We start from the raw sequence: 24,036 nt of genomic DNA, 5'->3' as shown, positions 1-24,036 counted from the left end.
TATTAGTAATAGTAATAATTGCAATATTTTTAATCATATAATTATGAAAAAAAATATATTAAAATATTAAAACAATTAAAATTATAGAGAAATAAAATATGACAACTTGGATAAAAGGAAAAATTATCAAAAACCAAAAATGGAATAATTCTTTATTTAGTTTAATCATCAATGCTTCAATTGAACCATTTATTCCAGGACAATTTGCTAAACTTGCTCTAGAAATAAATGGTGAACGTATACAAAGAGCTTATTCTTATGTCAACGCTCCAAATGAAAAAAAATTAGAATTCTATCTGATAAAAATTCCATCTGGAAAACTTAGTCCACATCTTGCAATATTAAATACAGGTGATTCTATTTATATAACAAAAAAATCATCTGGATTTTTCTTATTGGAAAAATTACCCACTGCAAAAAATTTATGGATGTTATCAACAGGAACAGCTATTGGGCCTTTTTTATCTATCTTACAATTTGGTAAAGATTTATCTCGTTTTTATCAAATTATTCTTGTACATGCAGTACGTTATTCTAAAGATTTAAGTTATTTACCACTAATAAAAAAATTAGAAAAAAAATACAAAGGAAAATTAAAAATTCAAATTATTGTAAGTCGAGAAAATATCACTGGAGCATTAAATGGTCGTATTCCAAAATTAATTGAAAATGGACAATTAGAAAAATCAGTACAAACAACTATTAACCGATCAGATAGTCATGTTATGCTTTGTGGTAATCCAAATATGGTTAAAGATACACAAAATTTACTAAAAATGCAAAGGGGGATGAAAAAAAACTTACGTACTCAATTGGGGCAAATTACTAGTGAGCAATATTGGTAATTATACATTTAGAAAAAACATAAAATTAATTATTTTCTGATTGCAATAATAATAATATTATAAATAAATATCAATATAAACAAAAAATATTTTTTATTCAGAATTTACATATTTTTTGTTTTACAAAATTTAATTTAAAAATATATTTTTCAAATATTAATAAAAAAATAAATTATATATTAAATATTTAATACATCTTCCATACTATATAATCCGGCTTTTTTTTCTTTTAACCACAAGCAAGCTTTTACAACTCCGTGCACAAAAATTATACGATCTAATACTTTATGATTAATTTCTACTTGTTCATTAATTGTAGAAAAAACAACTTTATGCTCACCAATAACGTCTTCAATTCTAATACTGCAAATATTAATCTGTTTTTTTCTTTTATCATTAGAAAAAACTTTTTGAATATCAATTACAGAACTTTGAAAAGTTTTTTTAATATTTTTATCAATAATTTCTCTTATTTTTAATGCTGTTCCTGATGGTGTATCAATTTTTTTTTTATGATGACTTTCAATGATTTTTATATCACTATATTCACCAATTAATTTTGCTGTTATCGCTAACAATTTATATATAACATTCATACTAATACTAAAGTTTTCAGACAATACAATTGGGATTTCTTTTGAAGTTTCTTTAATAATTTTTTTATCAATTTCATTAAATCCTGTAGTACCAATAATCATACTTTTTTTATATTTTTTACATATTAATAAAGAAGATTGAGTGCTTTTAGGAGTAGTAAAATCAATTAAAATATCAAAATCATTTAAAACATTAACAAGATCGTCAGTAACCATAATATTTATAGGATTTATACCTATTAATTTACCAACATCAATTCCAACTATATTAGAACCTTTCCTGACTAATGCTGCACCTAAAAAAACTTTTTTATTTTGTGCAATGAATTTTATTAACATACTTCCCATTCGTCCCTCAGCACCTATGACAGCGACACGAATATTTTTAAAAAGAATCATGTTTTCTCAATTAGATAAAAATGTTATATAAATAATTTGTTTGTTAATATATTTTTAATTTTTAGTTAAAACATAGAAATTTTCTTAAATTTAATTTTTAAAAAATTTTTATCATTTAATAATATAATTATATAAAAAATTGTAATAAATATTATAAACTACTAATTTTACTAAAATTATATTATTGATAATATTACAATTATTTTTATTTTTCTTTGATTTCTATACGTAACTCTTTTGGAACCTGAAAAACAATATTTTCTTGATGACCATAAAGTTCAAGGATTTTATTAACACCTAAAGTTTTTAAATATTCAATAACTTCATTAACAAGAATATCTGGTGCAGAAGCACCAGCAGTAATACCTATAACACTAACTTTATTAAACCAGTTTTTTTGAATCTCATCAACAGAATCAATCAAAAAACTTTCCTTACCTATTTTTTTAACTAATTCACTAAGACGATTAGAATTAGAAGAATTTTTAGACCCAATAACCAGTACAACATCAACTTGATAAGATAATTTACGAACTGCTTCTTGACGATTAGTTGTCGCATAACAAATATCATTTTTACGAGGACTAATAATATTTGGAAAATATTTTTTTAATTCATCAATAATATCAGAAGTATCTTCAACTGATAATGTAGTTTGTGTCACAAAACAAAGATTGTTTTTATCTTTCACATTTAATTTTTGAATATCTTCTTTAGATTCAACTAAATATATACCGCCAAACATATTATCATATTGCCCCATTGTACCTTTTACTTCTGGATGACCTAAATGACCGATTAAAATTACTTCTTGCCCTTTCTGACTAGCACGAATCACTTCCATATGTACTTTAGTTACTAAAGGGCAAGTAGCATCAAATAACATTTTTAAACGGCGCAACTTAGCTTCTTGTCGAATCGCCTGTGAAACACCATGAGCAGAAAAAATTAAAATAGCATCATCGGGTACTTCCGAGATTTTTTCAATAAACATTACACCACGCTGACAAAAATCGTTAACTAAATAACGATTGTGTACTATTTCATGATGTACATAAATTGGAGACCCATACAAAAATAATACACGATTCAAAATAGTAATTGCACGATTAACACCAGCACATAAACCTCTTGGGTTAGCTAGCAATATTTGCATATATAGCTCCAATTTCTTACTAATATTCACAAAATTTTAATTGAAAAAATATTTACAAATAAAATAACAAAATAGTAATTTTTGAATATTTTTATTAAATACTATCATACCACCTTTAATAAGAAATATTGATGAATTATTTACTAAAAAATTGAATTAAAATCAGATAAAAAATTAAAATATGTTAATTTTTTTGAAAGAAAAATACTGTTTTTAAAATATAATTATATTATCAAAATAACATAATAATTTTGATTGTATTAAGTATAATACAATAAGAAAAATATCAAATAATCAAAATTTATTTAATGATATATAACATATCACATGAGAAACAGAGAAGTATGACTTGTTTCTTATTAAGAATGTATAATATGATCTAAAATAATTAATCCAGCACCAATGCAAATTGCGATATCAGCAATATTAAATGTTGGCCAATGCAAATTATTTACATGAAAATCAATAAAATCAATAACAAAACCATAAAAAAAGCGATCACACAAATTACCTAACGCACCACCTATAATAATTGCATAAGCAATATTGCTTATTTTTTTATGAATTTCTTGATGATACATAATAAAAATTAGTATTATACAAATAATAATCCCCATAAATACAAAAAACCAAAATTCCCAACTTTTCTCATGAGCTAAAAAACTAAATGCAGCTCCATAATTTCTTACATAAGTAATATTCAAATAAGGCATCAATGTTATATATGAATATAATTCAAAATTATTAACAATTATTTTTTTAGTAAAAATATCAACAAAAAATATTAAAGTACTTAACCACAACCAAGACAATCCATTAGAACTATTTTTTTTTTTCATTAAGCAAACTTACGTATTTCACCATTACCAGCTATATTAACAATACAGCGACCACACAACTCCATATATCTCTCTACTCGACCAATATCAGTAGCATAATGCCAACAACGAGGACATTTATTACCTTTTGCTTTTTTAAAAGCAATTTTTAAACCATTAATTTCACTATTCTCTAATAAGGAAGGCGCCTCAGAAATATCAACAACTTGAGCCTCTGAAGTTAACAATATAAAACGTAATTCATTGCCAAAATAATTAAGTATTTTAGCAAATTTTTCATTGACATATAAAATTACTGAAACTTCTAATGAACTACGAATTAACTTATCTGCACGTGCATTTTCAAAAACTTTATTAACTGCACTACGAATAATAAATAAGTTATTCCAAAAATTATCATCAAGCGTTTTATTAATATTGCATTCAAACAAAGCATCATAATATTCTTCGGTAAAAACATATTTTGTATGTTGACCTGGCAATTTATCCCAAATTTCAGTTGCAGTAAAAGAAAGAATTGGAGAAATCCATCGTACTAAAGCTTCTGCTATATGAAATAAAACAGTTTGACAACTACGACGAGCTAAACTATTACTTTTTCCAGTATACTGACGATCTTTTATAATTTCAAAATAAAAAGATCCCATATCAATTGAACAAAATTGCATTAAAGATCGAACTACCTCATGAAAATTATAACTAGCATAATATTTTATAATTTCATCTTGAATAAACTTGGCTCTTCCCACTGCCCATTGATCCAAAACCATCATTTTTTCTGGCAATACCTTATCCACTACAGGATCAAATCCTTTTAAATTGGCTAATAAAAAACGAGCTGTATTACGAATACGTCGATATTGATCTACAGAACATTTTAAAATTTTTTTTGAAATAGAAATTTCAGTAGTATAATCTGTTGATGCAACCCACAATCTTAAAATATCAGCACCTAAATCATTCATTATCTCTTGTGGATTAAGTATATTTCCTAAAGATTTTGACATTTTATATCCTTTTTCATCAACTACAAAACCATGTGTCAAAACTTGCCGATAAGGAGCTTTATCTTTTATAGCACTTGAAAGCATTAAAGATGATAAAAACCAACCACGATGCTGATCAGATCCCTCTAAATACATATCAACAGAACGACCTTGAAATTCAGGCCGCACATCTACAATTGAATAATGTGTTGAACCAGAATCAAACCATACATCAAGAGTATCCTGAACTTTAATATAATCTATCGCATCTTTTCCTAAAATAGTGAAAGGATCTAGATCCCACCATGCCTCAATACCCCATTTTTCAACATTTTTAGCAATTTTTTCAATTATCTCTAATATATTAGGATGCAATGCTTCTGTTTTCTTATGTACAAATAATGTCATAGGTATACCATAAGTTCGTTGACGCGAAATACACCAATTAGGACACTTTTCAAGCATCGATTTTATTTGTAGCTCTCCCCATCCAGGAATCCATTGAACATTTTTGATCTCTTGTAATGATTTTTTACGTAAATTATTTTTTTCCATACTAATAAACCATTGTGGTGTTGTACGAAAAATCACTGGTGTTTTATGCCTCCAACAATGTGGATAACTATGTTGCAATATTGTTTTATACAATAAAATATTTTTGCTTATCAAAATATTTATAACTAATTCATCAACTTTAAATACAGAAATACCATCTAAAATAGGATAAACATTTAATGAACAAAAACCGTTTGAATCAATTAAATTTACAATTTCTAATTTATATTTTTGAGCAATCATATAATCTTCGGGGCCATGAGCTGGTGCAATGTGTACAATCCCTGTACCAGAATTTAATGTTACGTGATCACTTAAAACAAGAGGTACATGAAAATTCATAAATGGATGCCAAAAAAGCAATGATTCTAATAAAAAACCAAAACATTCACCTAAAACTTTCCATTTTTGTGGTTTTATATACTGAATAAGTGATTGAACAAACATTTTAGAAACAATAAAACATTCATCAGTATTAATTTGTATTAATTGATATTTAAAATCAGAATTAACAGCAATAGCACGATTTGCAGGTAACGTCCATGGTGTTGTTGTCCAAATAATAGCTGAAACTGACAATATTGCTGATTTTATTCCAAATTTATAATAAACACTTTTCGGATCAACTGATCTAAAACGAAGATAAACAGAAAATGATTTTTTATTATAATACTCAACTTCAGCTTCAGCTAAAGAAGATCGACAAGAAATACACCAATGTACTGGTTTTACACCTTTAACTAAATGACCATTTTCAATAACTTTACCTAATGCGCGAATAATATTTGCTTCTGTTTTAAAATCCATAGTTAAATATGGATTGTCCCAATCACCTAATATTCCCATTCTAATAAAATCATTTTTTTGCACTTCAATTTGTTTTTTGGCATATTTACGACATTCCTCACGAAAAATAACTGGAGATACTTTTTCTCCAACTTTACCTATAATTTGTTCCACCTTATGTTCAATTGGTAAACCATGACAATCCCATCCAGGAATATATGGTACATCAAAACCTGCAAGTCCTTTAGACTTCACAATAATATCTTTTAGAATTTTATTAACTGCATGACCAATATGAATATTACCATTGGCATATGGCGGACCATCATGCAATATAAACATTGGTTTACCTGCTTTATTTCGACGAATATGCTGATACAAACCTTCTTTAAACCAACGCATTAATACTTGCGGTTCTTCTCTAGAAAGATTAGCACGCATTGGAAAATCTGTTTCCGGCAAATTAAGAGTATTTTTATAATTGTTCATAAAAATTATTGCTTCCAGTGTTCTTCTAAATATTTTTATTAAAAAAATCAAAAAATTCTTTTGCAACGATGATATCCTTTCTAATTTGCTTACTTAATTCATTAATGCAAGCGAATCGTTTTTCTTCTCGTATTTTTTTACGCAATACAAGATCAATATAACGTCCATATATATTTATATACATATCAATTAAATGAATTTCGATTTGTTGTTTTATTCCATTTACTGTTGGTCTTGTACCAATATTCGTAACTGCTTTAAATGGTTTTTTAGACAAACCATATACTTCTGCTATATAAACACCTTTAACAGGTACTACCCAAGATTTTAATTGTAAATTTGCTGTTGGAAAACCAATTCTAGTACCCAACTTTCTACCATGAACAATTCGACCACTTAATCTATAAGGATGTGCCATAAGATGCTCAGCAAGAACAAAGTTATCACTTAATAAAGCTTTTCTTACAGCAGTACTACTAATACGTTGACCTTTAATACAAAAACTTTTAGTATTGGCTACTGTAAATCCATATTGTTTTCCGGCTTCAAAAAGATATTCAAAATCACCTTTCCTATCTTTACCAAACCGAAAATCATCACCAATAGCTAAAAAATTGATACCTAATTTATCTACTAAATATTCCAAAACAAACATTCTAGGAGTTAATGAAGCAAATTTATGATTAAATTTAATACATAATAAATAATCAACTCCATATTCAAAAAAATATCTTATTTTATCACGCAAAGGTGTTAAACGTACTGGTGATTTTTTTCCACAAAAAAATTCTAATGGCTGAGGTTCAAAAATCATTACCATAGTTGGTAATTTACGGAAATGACTTTCTTTTTTTAAACATTTTAATAATACTTGATGCCCTCGATGAACAGAATCAAAATTACCAATAGTTAACACACAACCATGATGATCTTTTCGAATATTATATATACCACGAATGAACTTCATAATTGACTCAATATAAAAAATTAAATTTTTATTTCTGCTACCTCAAAAATTTAAAAATTTATAAAATTTTAACAATTAATTAAAATATTAAAAGATATGATCTTATTACATATTACATATAAAATCGCATAAAAAATTATAAAAAATAAAATATTAATGATATTATTATATAATTTACATAAATTTATTGATTGACAAATGAAACTTTAATCGTCATATTTCTATATGTTGTATATTTTCTTTTTTCTTAAATAAATATTTTGGAGTGTAAATTTTGGCTAATATCAAATCAGCTAAAAAACGCGCTATACAAGCAGAAAAACGTCGACAACATAATGCAAGTCAACGCTCTGCTATGCGCACTTTTATCAAAAAAGTATATTCTGCTATCTCTTTAGGTGATAAAGAATTAGCAAAAAAAACTTTTTATAAAATGCAATCTGTTGTAGATTGTTATGCTAGTAAGGGTTTAATTCATAAAAACAAAGCTGCACGTCATAAATCAAATTTAATCGCACATATCAAATCAATGTAAATTTTTATTGAAAATATGTTTTTATAAGACTATTATTTTTTACAAAACTTATTCTTAAAAATAAATCGTAAAATTTTATAATTATTTTATGTGTTACTTTAAAAGATTTTAAATATAATCTTTAGTCATTTTTAATGATTGAATTAAAAATGACTAAAGATAAAATCTTTATTAAAATTAAAAACATTTCGTGAAAAATACGTCAATATTTTAAATTTAGAATTTAAGAATTATCTAAAAAAATTATATATATTATCTAAGAAACACTAAAAAAATCCAAAACAATTTTATTATATCAAACACATCAACATACTTTATACTTTAAGAAATTTTTCTACTTCTATAAATACTCTAAAAAATAATTAAATCTTTAGATTATATTAAACTTACTATCAAAATTTTATTACTTCAAAATATCATTTAATCGATTACTATAAATATATTTTTTAAAATTATATACAATTAAAAAAATAAACAATTTTAAATTAATTAAATATTATTTAACTTATTTTTTTTTGGCAAAACAAAATTTAACAAAAATAATCCAAAGATTGCTGCCAATGTTGATCCCATTAGAATCCCTAATTTTGCATGATTTTTAAAAATTTCTGAATCTTCAAATGCTAAACTAGCAATAAAAATAGACATAGTAAATCCGATACCACAAAGCACTGAAACAGCAAATATATACTTCATATTAATTTTTTTCTGTAATTTTATTACTCTTAATTTTATAGCAATCCAACTAAAAAGAAAAATACCCATTGGTTTTCCAATTAATAAACCTAATGCCACACCTATTGGTAAAGCACCAGAAAAATCTCTTAAATTATTAAATTGAATTTCTATACCGGCATTAGCAAATGCAAATAATGGCAAAATTAAATAAGCAATCCATGGATGTAAAACTTTTTGTAAATTTTTAGAAGGTGAATAATTTTTATTACTTTTTAATGGTATTATACAACCAACTATAAAACCTGCCAAAGTTGCATGAATACCAGATTTCAAAATAAAAATCCATAAAATTATCCCCAAAGATAAGTAAACAAAAATATTTTCTACTTTACACCAATTCAGCCATACTAACACTAATATAGTAAGTATACCAAAAGTTAATCCTTTTAGAAGGATAAATTTTGTATAAAATAAAGCAATTACAAAAATTACACCAATATCATCAATAATTGCTAAAGCAAGCAAAAATACTTTTAATTCTGTAGGTACACGTTTCCCTAATAATGTAATAACACCAAGTGCAAATGCAATATCCGTAGCAGTAGGAATAGCCCAACCATGTCGAATAATTTTATTATCAGCATTAAAAAACAAATATACCATAGCAGGAAGTAACATACCTCCTATCGCAGCAATAACAGGAAATAACGTTTTATCACGACCAACTAATGAACCTTCTATAAGTTCTCTTTTTACTTCAAGACCCACTACTAAAAAGAAAATAGACATTAATCCATCGTTAATCCATAATAAAAACGATTTATCAAAATTTAAGATACCAATTTTAACTGATATAGAAATATCTAAAAATTGATGATAAATATCTTTTAATGAAGTATTAGCCATTATCAAAGCTAAAAAAGCAGCAATAATCAGCAGAATACCTCCTGCTGCTTCTAATTTTAAAAATTGTCTTATAATTGCTGTCATTTTTTGATAACCTCAAATATCAATTAAACTCATTATTTTAAAACTTATATATAAAATATTAAAAATAAGTTTCTATAAATTAAAAAGATAAAAACAAAAAAGATTCATATTAAGTGTATAACAAAAAAATAGTTTACATATTATTTAGTAACAATACTATCAAATAATTTATTACTTAACTTACTAAAATTTAATAAATTTAATTATTAAAAAATTAATTTAATCTTTTAGCATCAATTTCTTATATTAGAAACTATATATCGATTAATTATTTTTTGAAAAAATGAAATTTATTTAAAAATTATTAAATTGTTATTAACATAAAACAAAAATTGTTATAATGCTTTTTAAATAATCATTTTAAAAAATTATATTTATTAAAAATTATATTTATTAACAAGAAATATAGTATTACAATCTCAAAAAATTAATCTAGTATGATTACATTTCAAATCATTATAATAATACTTTCATAAGAAATAACCAGTTTCTAGTATGTTAAAATTTTAATATACTTTTTTTAAAAAAATAAATGATATAAATTTAGAAAAATTAATTATAATGCAAATATTAACAATAATATTATAACTATTTTCAATATTTTTAATATTTGATAAATATAATATTTATTATAAAATAATAAATAAAAATAAATATTTTCTAATCAAAGATTTATATAAATCATATAAAATTAAAAAAACTCTAATTTTGGAATACAATTTTTTGTTGTAAAAATCTATAATACTACAACTCCAGTTTTAAATCATTTTCCTATAAATACTAAAACTGAAGTTGTAATATAATATTTATTATGTTATTGATAATAATCAAAATAAATACTAACAATGAATACATTAATTAGTTAAATCATCAAAAAACTTTTTTACACTATCTAAAAAACTTTTAGTCCTAGGACTATTTTTACTACCATTATCCCTGTTCAAAAATTCGCCAAATTCTTCTAATAACGCTTTTTGTCTTTCATTAAGTTTTACAGGGGTTTCTACAACAATACGACACATTAAATCACCAGTAATACCACGAATGGGTTTAATTCCTTTTCCTTTCATACGAAAAATTTTTCCTGTTTGTGTTTCAGCAGGTATTTTTAAACTAACTCGACCATCTAATGTTGGTACATCTATTTCACCACCTAATGCTGCTGTTACAAAATTAATTGGAACTTCACAATATAAATTATTACCATCAGGTTTAAATATAGAATGTTTTGCTATATTTACCTGTACATATAAATCTCCTGAAGAACCTTTATTTTCACCAGCTTCTCCTTCACCATTTAAACGAATGCGATCCCCAGTATTCATTCCAGCTGGGATTTTTACTGATAAAGTTTTATATTCCTTTCTTCTCCCATGTCCATTACATTTAATACAAAATTCTTTAATAATTTGACTTCTTCCATGACAACTAGGGCAAGTTTGTTGAACAGCAAAAAATCCTTGTCTGATTTGAATTTGACCTGTACCATGACATGTTGGACACATTTCTGGTTTCGTACCAGTTTTTGCGCCACTCCCATTACATAACCTACATTTTTCTAAAGTTGGTATACGAATCTCTTTAATTACACCACGAACAGCTTCTTCCAAAGTTAATGTAATATCATATTGAAGATCAGAACCACGAGCGGATCTCTGATGTTTTCCACCAAAAATATCTCCAAATACATCACCAAAAATATCGCTGAAATCAGCACTAGAAGTAAAACTTCCACTGAATCCACCACTACCCATATTTCCTTGTTCAAAAGCAGCATGCCCATATTGATCATATGCAGCACGTTTTTGTGAATCCGTTAAAATTTCATAAGCTTCTTTAATTTCTTTAAATTTGTTTTCTGCTTGCTTATTACCTTGATTTCTGTCTGGATGATATTTTATTGCTAAACGTTTATAGGCTTTTTTAATTTCTTTTTCATCAGCTGTTTTAGTAACACCTAAAACATCATAATAATTTTTTTTTGCCATATTTATTTTATCCTTACATACACAAACGGGCGTAAAGTTTCCTTCAACGCCCGTACTTAATTTTTACAATAATAAAAAATAAAACTCTTAACTGCTTTTCTTTACTACACTAAAAAACTATTTTTTATCTTTTTCGTGCACTTCTTCGAATTCAGCATCAACAACATTATCATCCTTTTTAGACTGAGTATTTACATTTTCTGTATTTGCTTTTTTCTGATGTTTAGCTAACTCTAATAATTTAGCAGAAACTTGAATTAAAGCTTGAATTTTTGATTCTATTACCGCTTTATCTTCACTTTTCACAGCCATTTCAAGTGCAGAAATAGCTTTTTCAATTTCACTTTTATCTTCAGAAGTTAATTTATCACCAGCTTCTTTAATTTGTTTACGTGTACCATGAACTAATTGATCAGATTGATTACGTAATTGCACTAACTCTTCAAATTTACGATCTGCTTCTGCATTTGCCTCTGCATCATGCACCATTCTTTGAATTTCATCTTCTTTTAAACCAGAAGATGCCTTAATTGTAATATTTTGTTCTCTACCAGTATTTTTATCCTTTGCTGAAACATGTAAAATACCATCAGCATCAATATCAAAAGTCACTTCAATTTGAGGCATACCACGTGGTGCTGGTTGAATACCATCTAAGTTAAATTGTCCCAAAGATTTATTATCATGTGAACGTTTACGTTCACCTTGTAATACATGAATTGTCACTGCTGACTGATTATCTTCTGCCGTTGAAAAAACCTGACTATGTTTAGTTGGAATAGTTGTATTTTTAGAAATTAACGTCGTCATCACACCACCCATAGTTTCAATTCCTAAAGATAGTGGAGTTACATCAAGTAATAAGACATCTTTAACATCACCAGCTAATACACCACCTTGTACTGCAGCTCCTATAGCAACCGCTTCATCAGGATTTACGTCTTTACGCAACTCTTTACCAAAAAAATCAACCACTGCTTTTTGTACCATAGGCATACGAGTCTGCCCGCCAACAAGAATTACATCATTAATGTCATTTACAGTCAAACTTGCATCTTGTAATGCAACCTTCACTGGATCCATTGAACGCTTAACTAAATCTTCTACTAATGATTCAAGTTTTGCTCGCATTACTTTAATATTCATATGCTTAGGTCCACTTGCATCTGCAGTAATATAAGGCAAATTTACATCTGTCTGTTGAGCAGAAGATAGTTCAATTTTAGCTTTTTCTGCTGCTTCCTTCAAACGCTGCATAGCTAGGGAATCATTACGCAGATCAAAACCTTGCTCTTTTTTAAATTCATTTACTAAAAAATTAATCAAACGATTATCAAAATCTTCACCACCTAAATGAGTATCACCATTAGTAGCTAATACTTCATAAGTTTTTTCACCATCAACATCATCAATTTCAATAATTGATATATCAAAAGTTCCACCACCTAAATCATAAACTGCAATAGTACGATTACCAACTTCACGGTCTAAGCCATAAGCTAAAGCTGCTGCTGTTGGTTCATTAATAATACGTTTTACATCTAAACCAGCTATACGACCAGCATCTTTAGTAGCTTGACGTTGAGCATCATTAAAATAAGCAGGTACAGTGATAACAGCTTCAGTGACTGGTTCACCAATGTAATCTTCTGCTGTTTTTTTCATTTTTTTTAAAACTTCAGCAGAAACTTGGGGGGGAGCCATTTTCTGTCCTTTTATATCTAACCAAGCATCACCATTTTTTGCTGCAACGATTTTATAAGGCATGATAGAAACATCACGTTGCACTTCTTCATCTTGGAAACGACGACCAATTAAACGTTTAATTGCAAAAAGTGTATTTTCCGGATTAGTTACAGCTTGACGTTTTGCCGGTTGACCTACAAGAATTTCGCCATTTTGAGTATATGCAATAATAGAAGGTGTAGTACGGTCACCCTCACTATTTTCTAATACACGCGCACTATTGCCATCCATAACAGCTACACAAGAGTTAGTTGTACCCAGGTCAATCCCAATTATTTTACCCATCTAAAGCCTCCAAAGGGAATTGTTAACTACTTTAGTTACCAAAAACTATATGAGGCTTAAAAAACTTTTTTTCAAGGATTTTTTTCCCTGACCTCAAAAAATCTACCTACGAATACTCTACGATAAGTTGATAGATTGACCAATTAGTAACTACACTTTTAAATAAAGTGGGGGCATAAAAATATTCATCAAGGGGGATAAGCAAAAAATATTTTTTTTATGCACTGTTTTTATCTATTCAAAATATATATTATATATTAAACTTTTCTTTGAAAAGTAATATTAAAAAATTATATATCTAATTGAATTACAAAATTTTATTTACATACCAATACTAAAATTCATTAAATATTTATGATATTTATAATATTTTTACATAAATATTACTATCTATAACTATCAATAAATTAAAAATAACAATTAAAAATTTATGCATGCAAGAATAAGATAATATATTACTGTATTTTTTATACTGATTGAAAATATATCCTATATTACTTGAGCTAAAATCTTTTCTAGTTTTTCTTGATCAATAGCAAATTTACGAATTCCATCCGCTAATTTTTCTGATGCCATTGCATCAAAATGATGTTCCCAATAAAATTCTTTTTCTGTCATAGATTTAGGTAAATCAGAAACTTGACCATTGAATTTCAATTGAGGAACCACTGTTCCTTCTATTTCAGAAAGTTCTTTGAGTAATTTTGGAGCAATAGTTAAACAATCACAACCTGCTAACTGTAAAATTTCATTAATATTACGAAAACTAGCTCCCATAACTATAGTTTTATAACCATGTTTTTTATAATAAGTATAAACATTTTTTACAAAAATAACTCCAGGATCTTCTTTTAATTCAGTACCTTTTTGATACACATGCTCTTTATACCAATCAAGAATACGACCTACAAAAGGTGAAATTAAATAAACACCAGCTTCAGCAGCAGCACGTGCCTGAGCAAAAGAAAATAACAAAGTTATGTTACAATGAATATTTTCTTTTTCTAATTTTTCTGCAGCACGAATTCCTGGCCAAGTTGCAGCTAATTTTATTAAAATACGATCATTATTAATACCTAAATTATTATAAAGTTCCATAATACGACGAGCTTTTTTAATACAACCATCTTCATCATAAGAAAAACGAGCATCAATTTCTGTTGAAATTTTTCCTGGGATATACTTCAGAATTTCTGTACCAATATTTACTACTAGTTTATCACATGCATTAGCTATTTTTTGCTTATCTGAAATACTACTTTTATTTGCCCATTTTATTGTTTCATTTATTAGTTTCTTATATTCTGGGATTTTTATTGCATTCAAAATCAAAGAAGGATTAGTTGTTGCATCTTCTGGCTTATATTTTTTTATATCAATAATATTACCAGTATCAGCTACAACTCTTGTGAGTTCACGTAAAGATGTTAATTTATCAATCATTTTTAAATTTTATCCTTTTTTAATAACATAAAATTTAAAATAAAAATATTCTACGATATATAAATCATCAAAATACATTTATTGAAAATATATAAAAATATATAATAAAATTTTTTCTTAAAAATTTTAATTGTTGGTTTTTTAACAACAATCAATTTTTATTAAAATAATAATATTCATTATGCTGAATTTTATAAAAAATATAAATTAGGCTACAGAATCTAATATATTTATTAATAAACAAAATATTGTTGTAAAATAGTAAATAAGCAATAATACTTTAAATATATTTTTGCTAAAGTTATTAACTTTATAACAAAATTTTATTATTATAAAAATAATGAAAAATTTTTATTTTGATTGAAATTTTTACAATATATTTAACATTATAATTTATTTTCTAACTTTATTTATTAATAAAATTATTAATAAAATAAAAAATAAGTATAAATTTTTAAAAAATTTTAATCCAATCTGCTTAATTTCAATAATAAATATTTAATAAAATTAAAATTTTAATTTATATGCTCAAAAACTAAATGACAAAAAATATAATACTATTTTAAAGTATTGATTCTATAAAAACTATTTTTATTAAAAAAAATAGTTTTTATGAAAATACATGATATTCTTTCAATTCTTATTTTGAATAAATACGTCTTAGTTAAAAAATAGCAAATAACAAAAAATATCAGACTAATAAAAATTAATTTATCAATTCATAAAATTGATTTTTTATCAAAAATTATATCAAAATACATAAATTATAAAAATCACAAAAAACAGTTAATGAAGAATCTTAATTCATAAAATAAACTTATCATAATTAAAACATATATTTAGAATATATGAATAGTTAGAAAAAATCTAATTATACACTGAATACACTGATAATTTTATATTTACTATAAAAATCTATGAAAAATATCTTCATATATTTCAAAAAATTACAAAAGCAATAACCGAACATATTTATTATATATGTTAATTTTAGAAAAATCAAAATGATTAATAGAAATTATGAAAAATAGGATTTTATTAATTATTAAATTTGTGTTTTTCTTTTAAAACTATTGTTCTAAATGAGAAATATCTCCTGCTGTTTCTAAAATCCATTCATATCGCAACCAAGGTCTTTTTTGATAATCTACTTTTGAAAGAGAACAATTACGTAAACGTAAACGTCTTTGAGCATTAAGTGGGACACCAAGTATATGATTTAATAATGCACCCAATCCTATTCCATGACTTACTAACAAAGGTTTACTATCCACTGGTAATAAACGACATTCCTCTAAAGTAGAAAACATACGTTCTGTTATTTCTTCCATAGACTCACCTTCTGGGATACGCGCACCAGGTAAGCCACTGACTAAATTATGACACCAACTTTTTTCTTCATCATTTAAAGAATTTATTGGCCGACCTTCAAGTACGCCCATATTTAATTCCCTTAATCTTGGTTCAAAAATAATATCACAATGACAAAATTTTGCAATAATTTCTGCTGTTTTCTTGGTACGTTCTAAGTCGCTAGACAAAATATGCGTTATACCAATTGATCGAATTCTTTTAGCAACTAATTTAGCTTGTTGTATACCAACTTTAGTAAGAGGGCTATCAGATTGCCCTTGAATACATTTAGCAACATTCCATTCAGTTTCTCCATGACGAACAAGATAAACTTTTAACATAATTATTTTCCATACAAATAAAAAATCAAAAAACACTTTATTGATAAACTAACAAAAAATCATAATTTTAAGAAAATTAATATTGTAATAATTAATATTTAATATCTTTTTATATTATAAATAATAAAATTAATATCAACAGTTTAAAAACTACTACTATAGTAATTTATAATATATTACAATTTAGCAATATATCTTTATGCATTATCAACATTTCAAAAATAATATTCTATATAAAGAATTTTCAAATGCACTTGTTTTAATATTAAAGATAAAAATATAATAGAAAATCTAACAAAAATAATCATCCACAATATTTAACTTACATAAATTAAGTGTTGATAAAACTTAATTTAATTTTTTATATTGTTTTAAAACAACATATAAAAATAATACTCATAAAAATTTTATATTTGAAAAAAATATTTTTTACTATACATAAAATAACATATTTATACTTTATAATAAATATGGTTCTATAAAAATAACAAGTATTCTAATAACTTTATTTTTAAATTATGCTGATATGCATACTAAAAAATATTTAAATAATAATGACCTAAAAAAACATCATATTTTTATATAAATTTTACAGAATTATTTTATGTTTTTATTATACATAATAACAATTAAGTTTATAAACTTTCTTTTTTATTTTTATGTTAAGAATTTTATAAAACTAAAAGTAATATTTTAATATTTAATCAAGTATATTTAATCTATATTAGATATACTATATCTACTAAAAATTATTAATAAATATTAAAAAAAATAAAATAATTAAATTCATTAAAATTAATTTTAATAAATTTAATTATCAGCATAATTTTAATGAAATAAAAAATATAAAATTTATACTCATAAAAATTTTAATTAAAATTACTAACACATGCTTTATGCATAAATAAAATAATATCTAAAAAACAAAAATAGATATAAAAAAAAAGATATTGTTAATATATTACAACGCTACAAAAATATTTTTTATAGTTATTTTTTAAATAAAAATATTATTACATTTTTAATATATAATATAACTTTGATCTTTTAATTAATCAATTTAAACATTATTTTTCAATTAATAAAATTACAGATTCATAAAATATATTTTAAAAAAAAATACTGCAAATATAATTAAAATTAATTATCATAAATATTAATATAATTATTATTATCAATTTTGAAAAAATATTGGTTTAATATAAAACAAAAATCATATTTTTGATTTTTAATTAAAACATTATTATAAAAAATTTATGAGATTATTTTTTATAAGATATAAATTCAATAGTTACTAAATTAAATTCAAGTAAACTTGATGTAATACAAGTATAATTTTATAATTTTTTTTAAATAAAAAAATCTCGTTAACTAATAATAATCCATATTTTTAAAAGAAAGAACAATTTTAAAAAAAATAATGCAATCAGAAAAAATAAAAATTTTTTAAAAAAGAAATAATCAATCACATCTAAATATTATTAATTATTTAATCTTCATAAAATAAACTATTCTTGTTTTTTCTAGTGTGATTCTTCATAATTATTGTTGCACAAAAATTTATACTTCATAATTATTAAAAATTAAATTTTAAAAAATAAAGAATACATTAAATCTATTCAAAAAGGAAATTAGATGGATTATTCAAAAACAGGGCTCATTACAACAATTATTACTGGTTTCGCTCTTGCTTATCTATTAGGTATGATTGCACAAAAATTAAAAATATCACCTTTAGTAGGTTATTTATTTGCTGGTGTTCTTATAGGTCCATTTACACCAGGATTCGTAGCAAATACTAATTTAGCAAATCAATTAGCTGAAATCGGTGTTATATTACTAATGTTTGGTGTTGGCTTACACTTTTCATTTAAAGATCTTTTATCAGTAAAATCAATTGCAATACCTGGTGCTATTATCCAGATATTTACTGCAACTTTATTAGGAATGAGTTTAGCAATATTTTTCGGTTGGGAAATATTTAAAGGAATTATTTTTGGTCTTTGCCTTTCAACAGCTAGTACTGTAGTTTTATTACGCTCCTTAGAAGAAAGAGCACTCATTAATACAGAAACAGGAAAAATTACAATTGGTTGGTTAATAGTCGAAGATTTAGTTATGATATTAATACTTATATTATTGCCTGGAATTGCTGGTATCTTAGATAATCATCTCAGCTTCAAAGAATTAATAATTCAATTAACTTTTGCTATCTGTAAAATAGTTATTTTTATTATCATTACATTGTTAATGGGTCGGCAATTAATTCCATGGATATTAAGACATACTGCAGAAACTGGTTCTCGTGAATTATTTACATTAGCCGTCTTAGTCCTAGCATTAGGAATTGCTTATATATCTGTAACACTATTTAATTCTTCATTTGCACTTGGAGCATTTTTTTCTGGAATGATGTTAAAAGAATCTAAACTTAGTCATCGTGCTGCACAAGATACAATGCCTTTACGTGATGCATTTATGGTTTTATTTTTTGTTTCAGTAGGCATGTTATTAGATCCTATAATTTTTTTAGAAAATCCATTAGCTATCTTATTGATATTATTAATTATTACTATTGGTAAATCACTTGCAGCATTAATTTTAATAAAAATTTTTACTCAAAATAGCTATTTTGCATTTACAATTGCCATTAGTTTAGCACAAATAGGTGAATTTTCTTTTATTTTAGCAGAAATGGGAACAATGCTGAATGTATTTGATCATTACACATCAAATTTAGTTTTATCTGGTTCTATAATTTCTATTATGATTAATCCATTATTATTTAATTTACTGGACTATTATTTTAAAAAAATTAAAAACATAAAATATAAAAATATATAATTTTATATTTTATTAAGCAATATATAATTTTATTGCATTAATACAAAAAATTGATTTTACAAAAAATGTATTTTTATGAAATCTTATTAATAATTTTAATTTTGAGATATGTATAATATACTTATAAAATAATAAATATTAATATATTTACAAAATGAAAAAATATATATCAAATATTTTTAGTATTTTTAATTTTTTTAATAAAAAACAACTTAAAATATTTTTTATATCATTGTACATAGTTTTTATAAAATTCTAAAAAAATTACTTAAATATTCTTAAAAAATTAAAGTTTATATAAAAATTTTATTTATAGATATTTTATGCACTAATTTTATAAAATTTTATTTTTTATAAAATAGCATATAATATACGATATAATTTTCATGAAAAATTAAATATACAAAAATCAATATTTTCGAATCATATATAACTACTAATTAACTCCTGCATCAAAATTATATGACTATCCAAAGCATTTAATGCAGGGATATAGAAATATTTTTTTCCACCAGCCGCATAAAATATTTTTTTATTATCTACTGCAATTTCTATTAAAGTTTCTAAACAATCTACCGAAAAACCTGGACATAACAATTGAACATGTCTAACGCCATTCTTTGCTAAGTTTTTTAAAGTAATATCTGTATATGGTTCAAGCCAAGCTTCCCATCCAAAACGAGATTGATAAGTCATTATAATTTTATTACTAGGAAAATTTATTAACTTACTCAGCAAAAACGTCGTTAACTTACACTCTTGTGGATAAATATCACCAGATTCCACATAACGTTTAGGGATACCATGATACGAAAACAATAATCGATCAGGTATTCCATATCTAAAAAAACTTAACTGAATAGATTTTTTTAATGCATTTAAATAATAAGGATGATTTGCATAACTCCGAATAAAATTTAATCCAGGTATCGTTCGATATTTTTTAAATGCTAAACTGATAGCATCAAAAACAGCAGCTGTAGTTGTACTAGAATATTGTGGATAAAGTGGTAAAACTATCATATTATTAATATTTTTTATTAATAATTTATTGATTGCTTGTGAAACAGAAGGAAAACCATAAGTCATCCCTATTTCAACAGGAATATCAGATAATCGTCTTGATAATGCTTTCTTTTGTTCTTCACTATAATATAATAGTGGAGAACCATCTTTTGTCCAAATTGATTGATAAAATTTTACTAATTTAGACAAACGTAATGGTACAATAAGAAGATATAATAATGGGCTCCAAATAATCTTAGAAAGATCAACAACTCGTGAATCACTTAAAAAATCAATTAAAAAACGTTTCACAAATAATGACTTAGGTGCAACTGGGGTGCCTAGATTTACTAATAAAACACCATGTTTTTTAATTGTCATATTTATAAAATTTCAATTAATTTATATATCAATCATAATTCATAGCTATATTATAGTTTTTAGATATTTTATTTAACTAAAAAAACATAGAAAAAACAAAATGTATATATACAATATATATACATGTATCTGTATAAATTAGCCTAAAATATTTACTAATTGTTTATTAATTTCAACAATATCACTATTACCATTTAATTTAACAAAATTAGTATGCCCATTAATAGCTTCCTGACGATAATAATCGATTACAGGTTCAGTAAACTTATGGTATTCCATTAATCGTTTACGTACAATACTTTCTTTATCATCTTCTCTAATAATTAAATCGTCACCAGTAATATCGTCTTTATTCTTTATTTTTGGTGGATTAAATTGAATATGATAAATACGACCAGATGATTTATGAACACGCCGACCAGCTATGCGTTCAACAATAATATTGTCAGATACATATAATTCTAAAATATATTTTATTGAAATACCTATATTTTTTATTAGCTCTGCTTGAACAATGGTACGAGGAAATCCGTCTAACAAAAATCCATTTTTACAATCATTTTGCATTATGCGATTTTTAATCAAAGTCATTACTACTTCATTCGTGACAAGTTTACCATTATTTATGAATTTTCTTATTTTTACACCTAATTTTTTATTTAGTTTTATTTCATCACGTAAAATATCACCAGTTGAAATTTTAGGTATCCCATATTTTTTGACAATAAATTCTGCTTGAGTACCTTTACCTGATCCTGGAGCGCCAAGTAGAATAATGAACATTACATAATCCTGTTATATTTATATTTTAAATTTACAAAAAACACAAATTATTAAAATATACGTATTCCATAAATTTTATAACCAATTTATTATCTATTAATTAATTTTAATAAAAACCGAAAAAAAATATATCAATTTATTCCTTTCAAAAAAATGTAATAAAATAGCTTTTACTGCAAAAGCAATTTATTGATACGATGAATAAATTGATTAGGATCTTCTAAAGAGCTTTTTTCTACCAATAATGCCTGTTCTAATAATACTTCGATCCATTCAGAAAATAATTGCTCATCTTTAATACTAATCACTTTTTTGACTAATGGATGCTCAGGATTAATTTCAAAATTATATTTTATTTCCGGTGCTGGTTGGCCAGCGGCAGAAAAAAGTTTAACCATTTGAGTACTCATTTCATTAGCATCTGTTGTTACAACAGTAGGCGTATCTGTTAAACAACAAGTTAATTTAACTTTTTTAACTCTTTCACCTAATATTTTTTTTACTCTCTCTACAAAAGGTTCTAATTGTTTTTTTGTTTCTTCCTGCTCTTTTTTATCTTGAAAAGACAATTTTTCTAATGATTCATCTTTTTTATTAATAGATTGAAAAGATTTTCCTTTAAATTCAGATAAATAATTCATCATCCATGCATCGATGCGATCAAATAACAACAAGACTTCGATACCTTTTTTATTAAAGAATTCTAAATGCGGACTATTTTTTGCAGCAAGATAACTGTCTGCAATAATATAATATATCTTTTCTTGACCATCAATCATTCTCTCAACATAAGCATCTAAAGAAACATTTTGCAAATCGGTATCATTAATAGTAGATGCAAAACGTAATAATTTAGTTATTATTTCCTTATTAATCATATCTTCTGCAGGACCTTCTTTTAAAACCAATCCAAATTCCTGCCATAATTTTTGATAATCTTCATCTTTATTTTTAGACAATTTTTCTAACATTTGTAGTACACGTTTTGTAAGTGCATTTCGCAAATTACGAATAATATCACTATCTTGTAAAATTTCTCGAGAAATATTCAATGGCAAATCATTTGAATCCACTAATCCACGAATAAAACGTAAATAGTGAGGCATAAATTGTGCAGCTTCGTCCATAATAAAAACACGTTGAACATAAAGCTTTAGACCATGCTTATTATCACGATTCCATAAATCAAAAGGTGCTTTACTAGGTACATATAATAAACTAGTATATTCTTGCTTTCCCTCTACACGATTATGACTCCATAATAACGGATCTTCATAATCATTTGAAATATATTTATAAAAAGTTTTATATTCTTTAGAAGAAATATCATTTTTATTACGTGTCCACAATGCTTGTGCTTTATTAATTTTTTCCCAAATCAGAGTATCATCTTTTTCATTTTTAGTTTGAATTTCTACTGGAAGTGCAATATGATCCGAATATTTGCTAATAATAGAACGCAAACGTACAATATCTAAAAATTCCTCTTGTTTTGCACGTAAATGCAATATGATTTCAGTACCTCGTTCTATTTTATTGATATCTGCAACTGTATATTCACCTTCCCCAGTTGATTCCCAAAAAATAGCTTTATCCTTAGGTGCAGCAGCTGCTCTAGTAGATACCGTTACCTTATCAGCAACAATAAAAGCTGAATAAAACCCCACACCAAACTGACCAATTAACTGAGTATTTTTTTCGTTTTCTTTTCCTAATGAATTCAAAAAATTTTTAGTTCCTGATTTAGCAATAGTTCCTAAATTATCAATGACCTCTTCACGTGTCATCCCTATACCATTATCACTAATAGTTAAAGTCTTGTTCTTTTTATTGACAGAAATTCTAACCTTTAAATCAGCATCATTTTCATATAAATCTGGTTTTGAAAGTGCTTTAAAACGTAATTTATCAGCTGCATCAGATGCATTTGAAATTAATTCACGCAAAAATATCTCTTTATTAGAATAAAGAGAATGTATCATTAATTGTAATAATTCTTTTACTTCAGATTGAAATCCACGAGTTTCTTTTCCTTTCATACTTATA

The 24,036-nt window shown here is 25.1% G+C and carries 15 protein-coding genes and 1 pseudogene; 3 read left to right on the top strand and 13 right to left on the bottom strand.

Annotation, left to right across the window (positions count from 1 at the left end; genetic code table 11):
- The first annotated feature begins 98 nt into the window (after positions 1–98).
- Positions 99–845, top strand: a complete 747-nt coding sequence (gene fpr / locus ABNS14_RS00525) for a ferredoxin--NADP(+) reductase (protein WP_348666429.1) — start codon at positions 99–101, stop codon at positions 843–845.
- A gap of 179 nt (positions 846–1,024) precedes the next feature.
- Here fpr and dapB read toward each other — a convergent pair whose 3' ends face one another.
- The 5 genes from dapB to ribF form a co-directional block, all read right to left on the bottom strand.
- Positions 1,025–1,840 (bottom strand): 4-hydroxy-tetrahydrodipicolinate reductase, encoded by an 816-nt coding sequence (dapB, locus tag ABNS14_RS00520; protein ID WP_348666428.1) that lies wholly within the window; start codon positions 1,838–1,840, stop codon positions 1,025–1,027.
- A gap of 205 nt (positions 1,841–2,045) precedes the next feature.
- Positions 2,046–2,996 carry a 4-hydroxy-3-methylbut-2-enyl diphosphate reductase gene (gene ispH, locus ABNS14_RS00515; RefSeq protein ID WP_348666427.1) on the bottom strand — a complete coding sequence of 317 codons (951 nt, stop codon included), beginning with the start codon at positions 2,994–2,996 and terminating at the stop codon, positions 2,046–2,048.
- A gap of 359 nt (positions 2,997–3,355) precedes the next feature.
- On the bottom strand, positions 3,356–3,835 hold the full coding sequence (gene lspA / locus ABNS14_RS00510) for a signal peptidase II (protein WP_348666426.1): 480 nt from the start codon (positions 3,833–3,835) through the stop codon (positions 3,356–3,358).
- Positions 3,835–6,651 carry an isoleucine--tRNA ligase gene (gene ileS / locus ABNS14_RS00505; RefSeq protein WP_348666425.1) on the bottom strand — a complete coding sequence of 939 codons (2,817 nt, stop codon included), beginning with the start codon at positions 6,649–6,651 and terminating at the stop codon, positions 3,835–3,837. The genes lspA and ileS overlap by 1 nt, the downstream gene beginning before the upstream one ends.
- Before the next feature lie 25 nt (positions 6,652–6,676).
- On the bottom strand, positions 6,677–7,618 hold the full coding sequence (gene ribF, locus ABNS14_RS00500) for a bifunctional riboflavin kinase/FAD synthetase (RefSeq protein ID WP_348666424.1): 942 nt from the start codon (positions 7,616–7,618) through the stop codon (positions 6,677–6,679).
- A gap of 274 nt (positions 7,619–7,892) precedes the next feature.
- Between ribF and rpsT the strand changes: the two genes are divergently transcribed.
- Positions 7,893–8,153: a 30S ribosomal protein S20 gene (gene rpsT, locus ABNS14_RS00495; protein ID WP_348666423.1), complete on the top strand. Its 261-nt coding sequence runs from the start codon at positions 7,893–7,895 to the stop codon at positions 8,151–8,153.
- 489 nt (positions 8,154–8,642) lie between these two features.
- On the opposite strand, the gene nhaA is transcribed toward rpsT, so the two are convergent.
- The 5 genes from nhaA to gpmB form a co-directional block, all read right to left on the bottom strand.
- Positions 8,643–9,821: a Na+/H+ antiporter NhaA gene (nhaA, locus tag ABNS14_RS00490; RefSeq protein WP_348666422.1), complete on the bottom strand. Its 1,179-nt coding sequence runs from the start codon at positions 9,819–9,821 to the stop codon at positions 8,643–8,645.
- Between the two features lie 854 nt (positions 9,822–10,675).
- On the bottom strand, positions 10,676–11,809 hold the full coding sequence (gene dnaJ / locus ABNS14_RS00485) for a molecular chaperone DnaJ (protein ID WP_348666421.1): 1,134 nt from the start codon (positions 11,807–11,809) through the stop codon (positions 10,676–10,678).
- A gap of 117 nt (positions 11,810–11,926) precedes the next feature.
- Positions 11,927–13,840 (bottom strand): molecular chaperone DnaK, encoded by a 1,914-nt coding sequence (gene dnaK, locus ABNS14_RS00480; RefSeq protein ID WP_348666420.1) that lies wholly within the window; start codon positions 13,838–13,840, stop codon positions 11,927–11,929.
- Between the two features lie 489 nt (positions 13,841–14,329).
- Positions 14,330–15,283: a transaldolase gene (gene tal, locus ABNS14_RS00475; RefSeq protein ID WP_348666419.1), complete on the bottom strand. Its 954-nt coding sequence runs from the start codon at positions 15,281–15,283 to the stop codon at positions 14,330–14,332.
- A gap of 1,070 nt (positions 15,284–16,353) precedes the next feature.
- Complete coding sequence (gene gpmB / locus ABNS14_RS00470) at positions 16,354–16,977, bottom strand: 2,3-diphosphoglycerate-dependent phosphoglycerate mutase GpmB (protein ID WP_348666418.1); 624 nt, start codon at positions 16,975–16,977, stop codon at positions 16,354–16,356.
- 1,635 nt (positions 16,978–18,612) lie between these two features.
- Here gpmB and ABNS14_RS00465 point away from each other — a divergent pair.
- Positions 18,613–19,806, top strand: a pseudogene (locus ABNS14_RS00465) (cation:proton antiporter); the annotation flags it as partial.
- A gap of 438 nt (positions 19,807–20,244) precedes the next feature.
- Here ABNS14_RS00465 and hemH read toward each other — a convergent pair.
- From hemH to htpG, 3 genes are all read right to left on the bottom strand, one after another.
- Positions 20,245–21,207 (bottom strand): ferrochelatase, encoded by a 963-nt coding sequence (gene hemH, locus ABNS14_RS00460; RefSeq protein ID WP_348666417.1) that lies wholly within the window; start codon positions 21,205–21,207, stop codon positions 20,245–20,247.
- A 138-nt stretch (positions 21,208–21,345) separates the two neighbouring features.
- A complete protein-coding gene (gene adk / locus ABNS14_RS00455; protein WP_348666416.1) occupies positions 21,346–21,990 on the bottom strand; it encodes an adenylate kinase in 645 nt (214 codons plus the stop codon).
- Positions 21,991–22,160: 170 nt separating this feature from the next.
- Positions 22,161–24,029 (bottom strand): molecular chaperone HtpG, encoded by a 1,869-nt coding sequence (gene htpG, locus ABNS14_RS00450; RefSeq protein ID WP_348666415.1) that lies wholly within the window; start codon positions 24,027–24,029, stop codon positions 22,161–22,163.
- Positions 24,030–24,036 lie beyond the last annotated feature (7 nt).

The sequence above is a fragment of the Arsenophonus symbiont of Ornithomya chloropus genome (assembly GCF_964026495.1).
GTDB lineage: Bacteria > Pseudomonadota > Gammaproteobacteria > Enterobacterales > Enterobacteriaceae > Arsenophonus.
This window is presented reverse-complemented; position numbering and strand designations above follow the sequence as displayed.

Bases quoted from the DNA above. Each gene is read 5' to 3' on its own strand.
- fpr (WP_348666429.1), top strand. From the start codon at position 99: ATGACAACTTGGATAAAAGGAAAAATTATCAAAAACCAAAAATGGAAT.
- dapB (WP_348666428.1), bottom strand. From the start codon at position 1,840: ATGATTCTTTTTAAAAATATTCGTGTCGCTGTCATAGGTGCTGAGGGA.
- ispH (WP_348666427.1), bottom strand. From the start codon at position 2,996: ATGCAAATATTGCTAGCTAACCCAAGAGGTTTATGTGCTGGTGTTAAT.
- lspA (WP_348666426.1), bottom strand. From the start codon at position 3,835: ATGAAAAAAAAAAATAGTTCTAATGGATTGTCTTGGTTGTGGTTAAGT.
- ileS (WP_348666425.1), bottom strand. From the start codon at position 6,651: ATGAACAATTATAAAAATACTCTTAATTTGCCGGAAACAGATTTTCCA.
- ribF (WP_348666424.1), bottom strand. From the start codon at position 7,618: ATGAAGTTCATTCGTGGTATATATAATATTCGAAAAGATCATCATGGT.
- nhaA (WP_348666422.1), bottom strand. From the start codon at position 9,821: ATGACAGCAATTATAAGACAATTTTTAAAATTAGAAGCAGCAGGAGGT.
- dnaJ (WP_348666421.1), bottom strand. From the start codon at position 11,809: ATGGCAAAAAAAAATTATTATGATGTTTTAGGTGTTACTAAAACAGCT.
- dnaK (WP_348666420.1), bottom strand. From the start codon at position 13,840: ATGGGTAAAATAATTGGGATTGACCTGGGTACAACTAACTCTTGTGTA.
- tal (WP_348666419.1), bottom strand. From the start codon at position 15,283: ATGATTGATAAATTAACATCTTTACGTGAACTCACAAGAGTTGTAGCT.
- gpmB (WP_348666418.1), bottom strand. From the start codon at position 16,977: ATGTTAAAAGTTTATCTTGTTCGTCATGGAGAAACTGAATGGAATGTT.
- hemH (WP_348666417.1), bottom strand. From the start codon at position 21,207: ATGACAATTAAAAAACATGGTGTTTTATTAGTAAATCTAGGCACCCCA.
- adk (WP_348666416.1), bottom strand. From the start codon at position 21,990: ATGTTCATTATTCTACTTGGCGCTCCAGGATCAGGTAAAGGTACTCAA.
- htpG (WP_348666415.1), bottom strand. From the start codon at position 24,029: ATGAAAGGAAAAGAAACTCGTGGATTTCAATCTGAAGTAAAAGAATTA.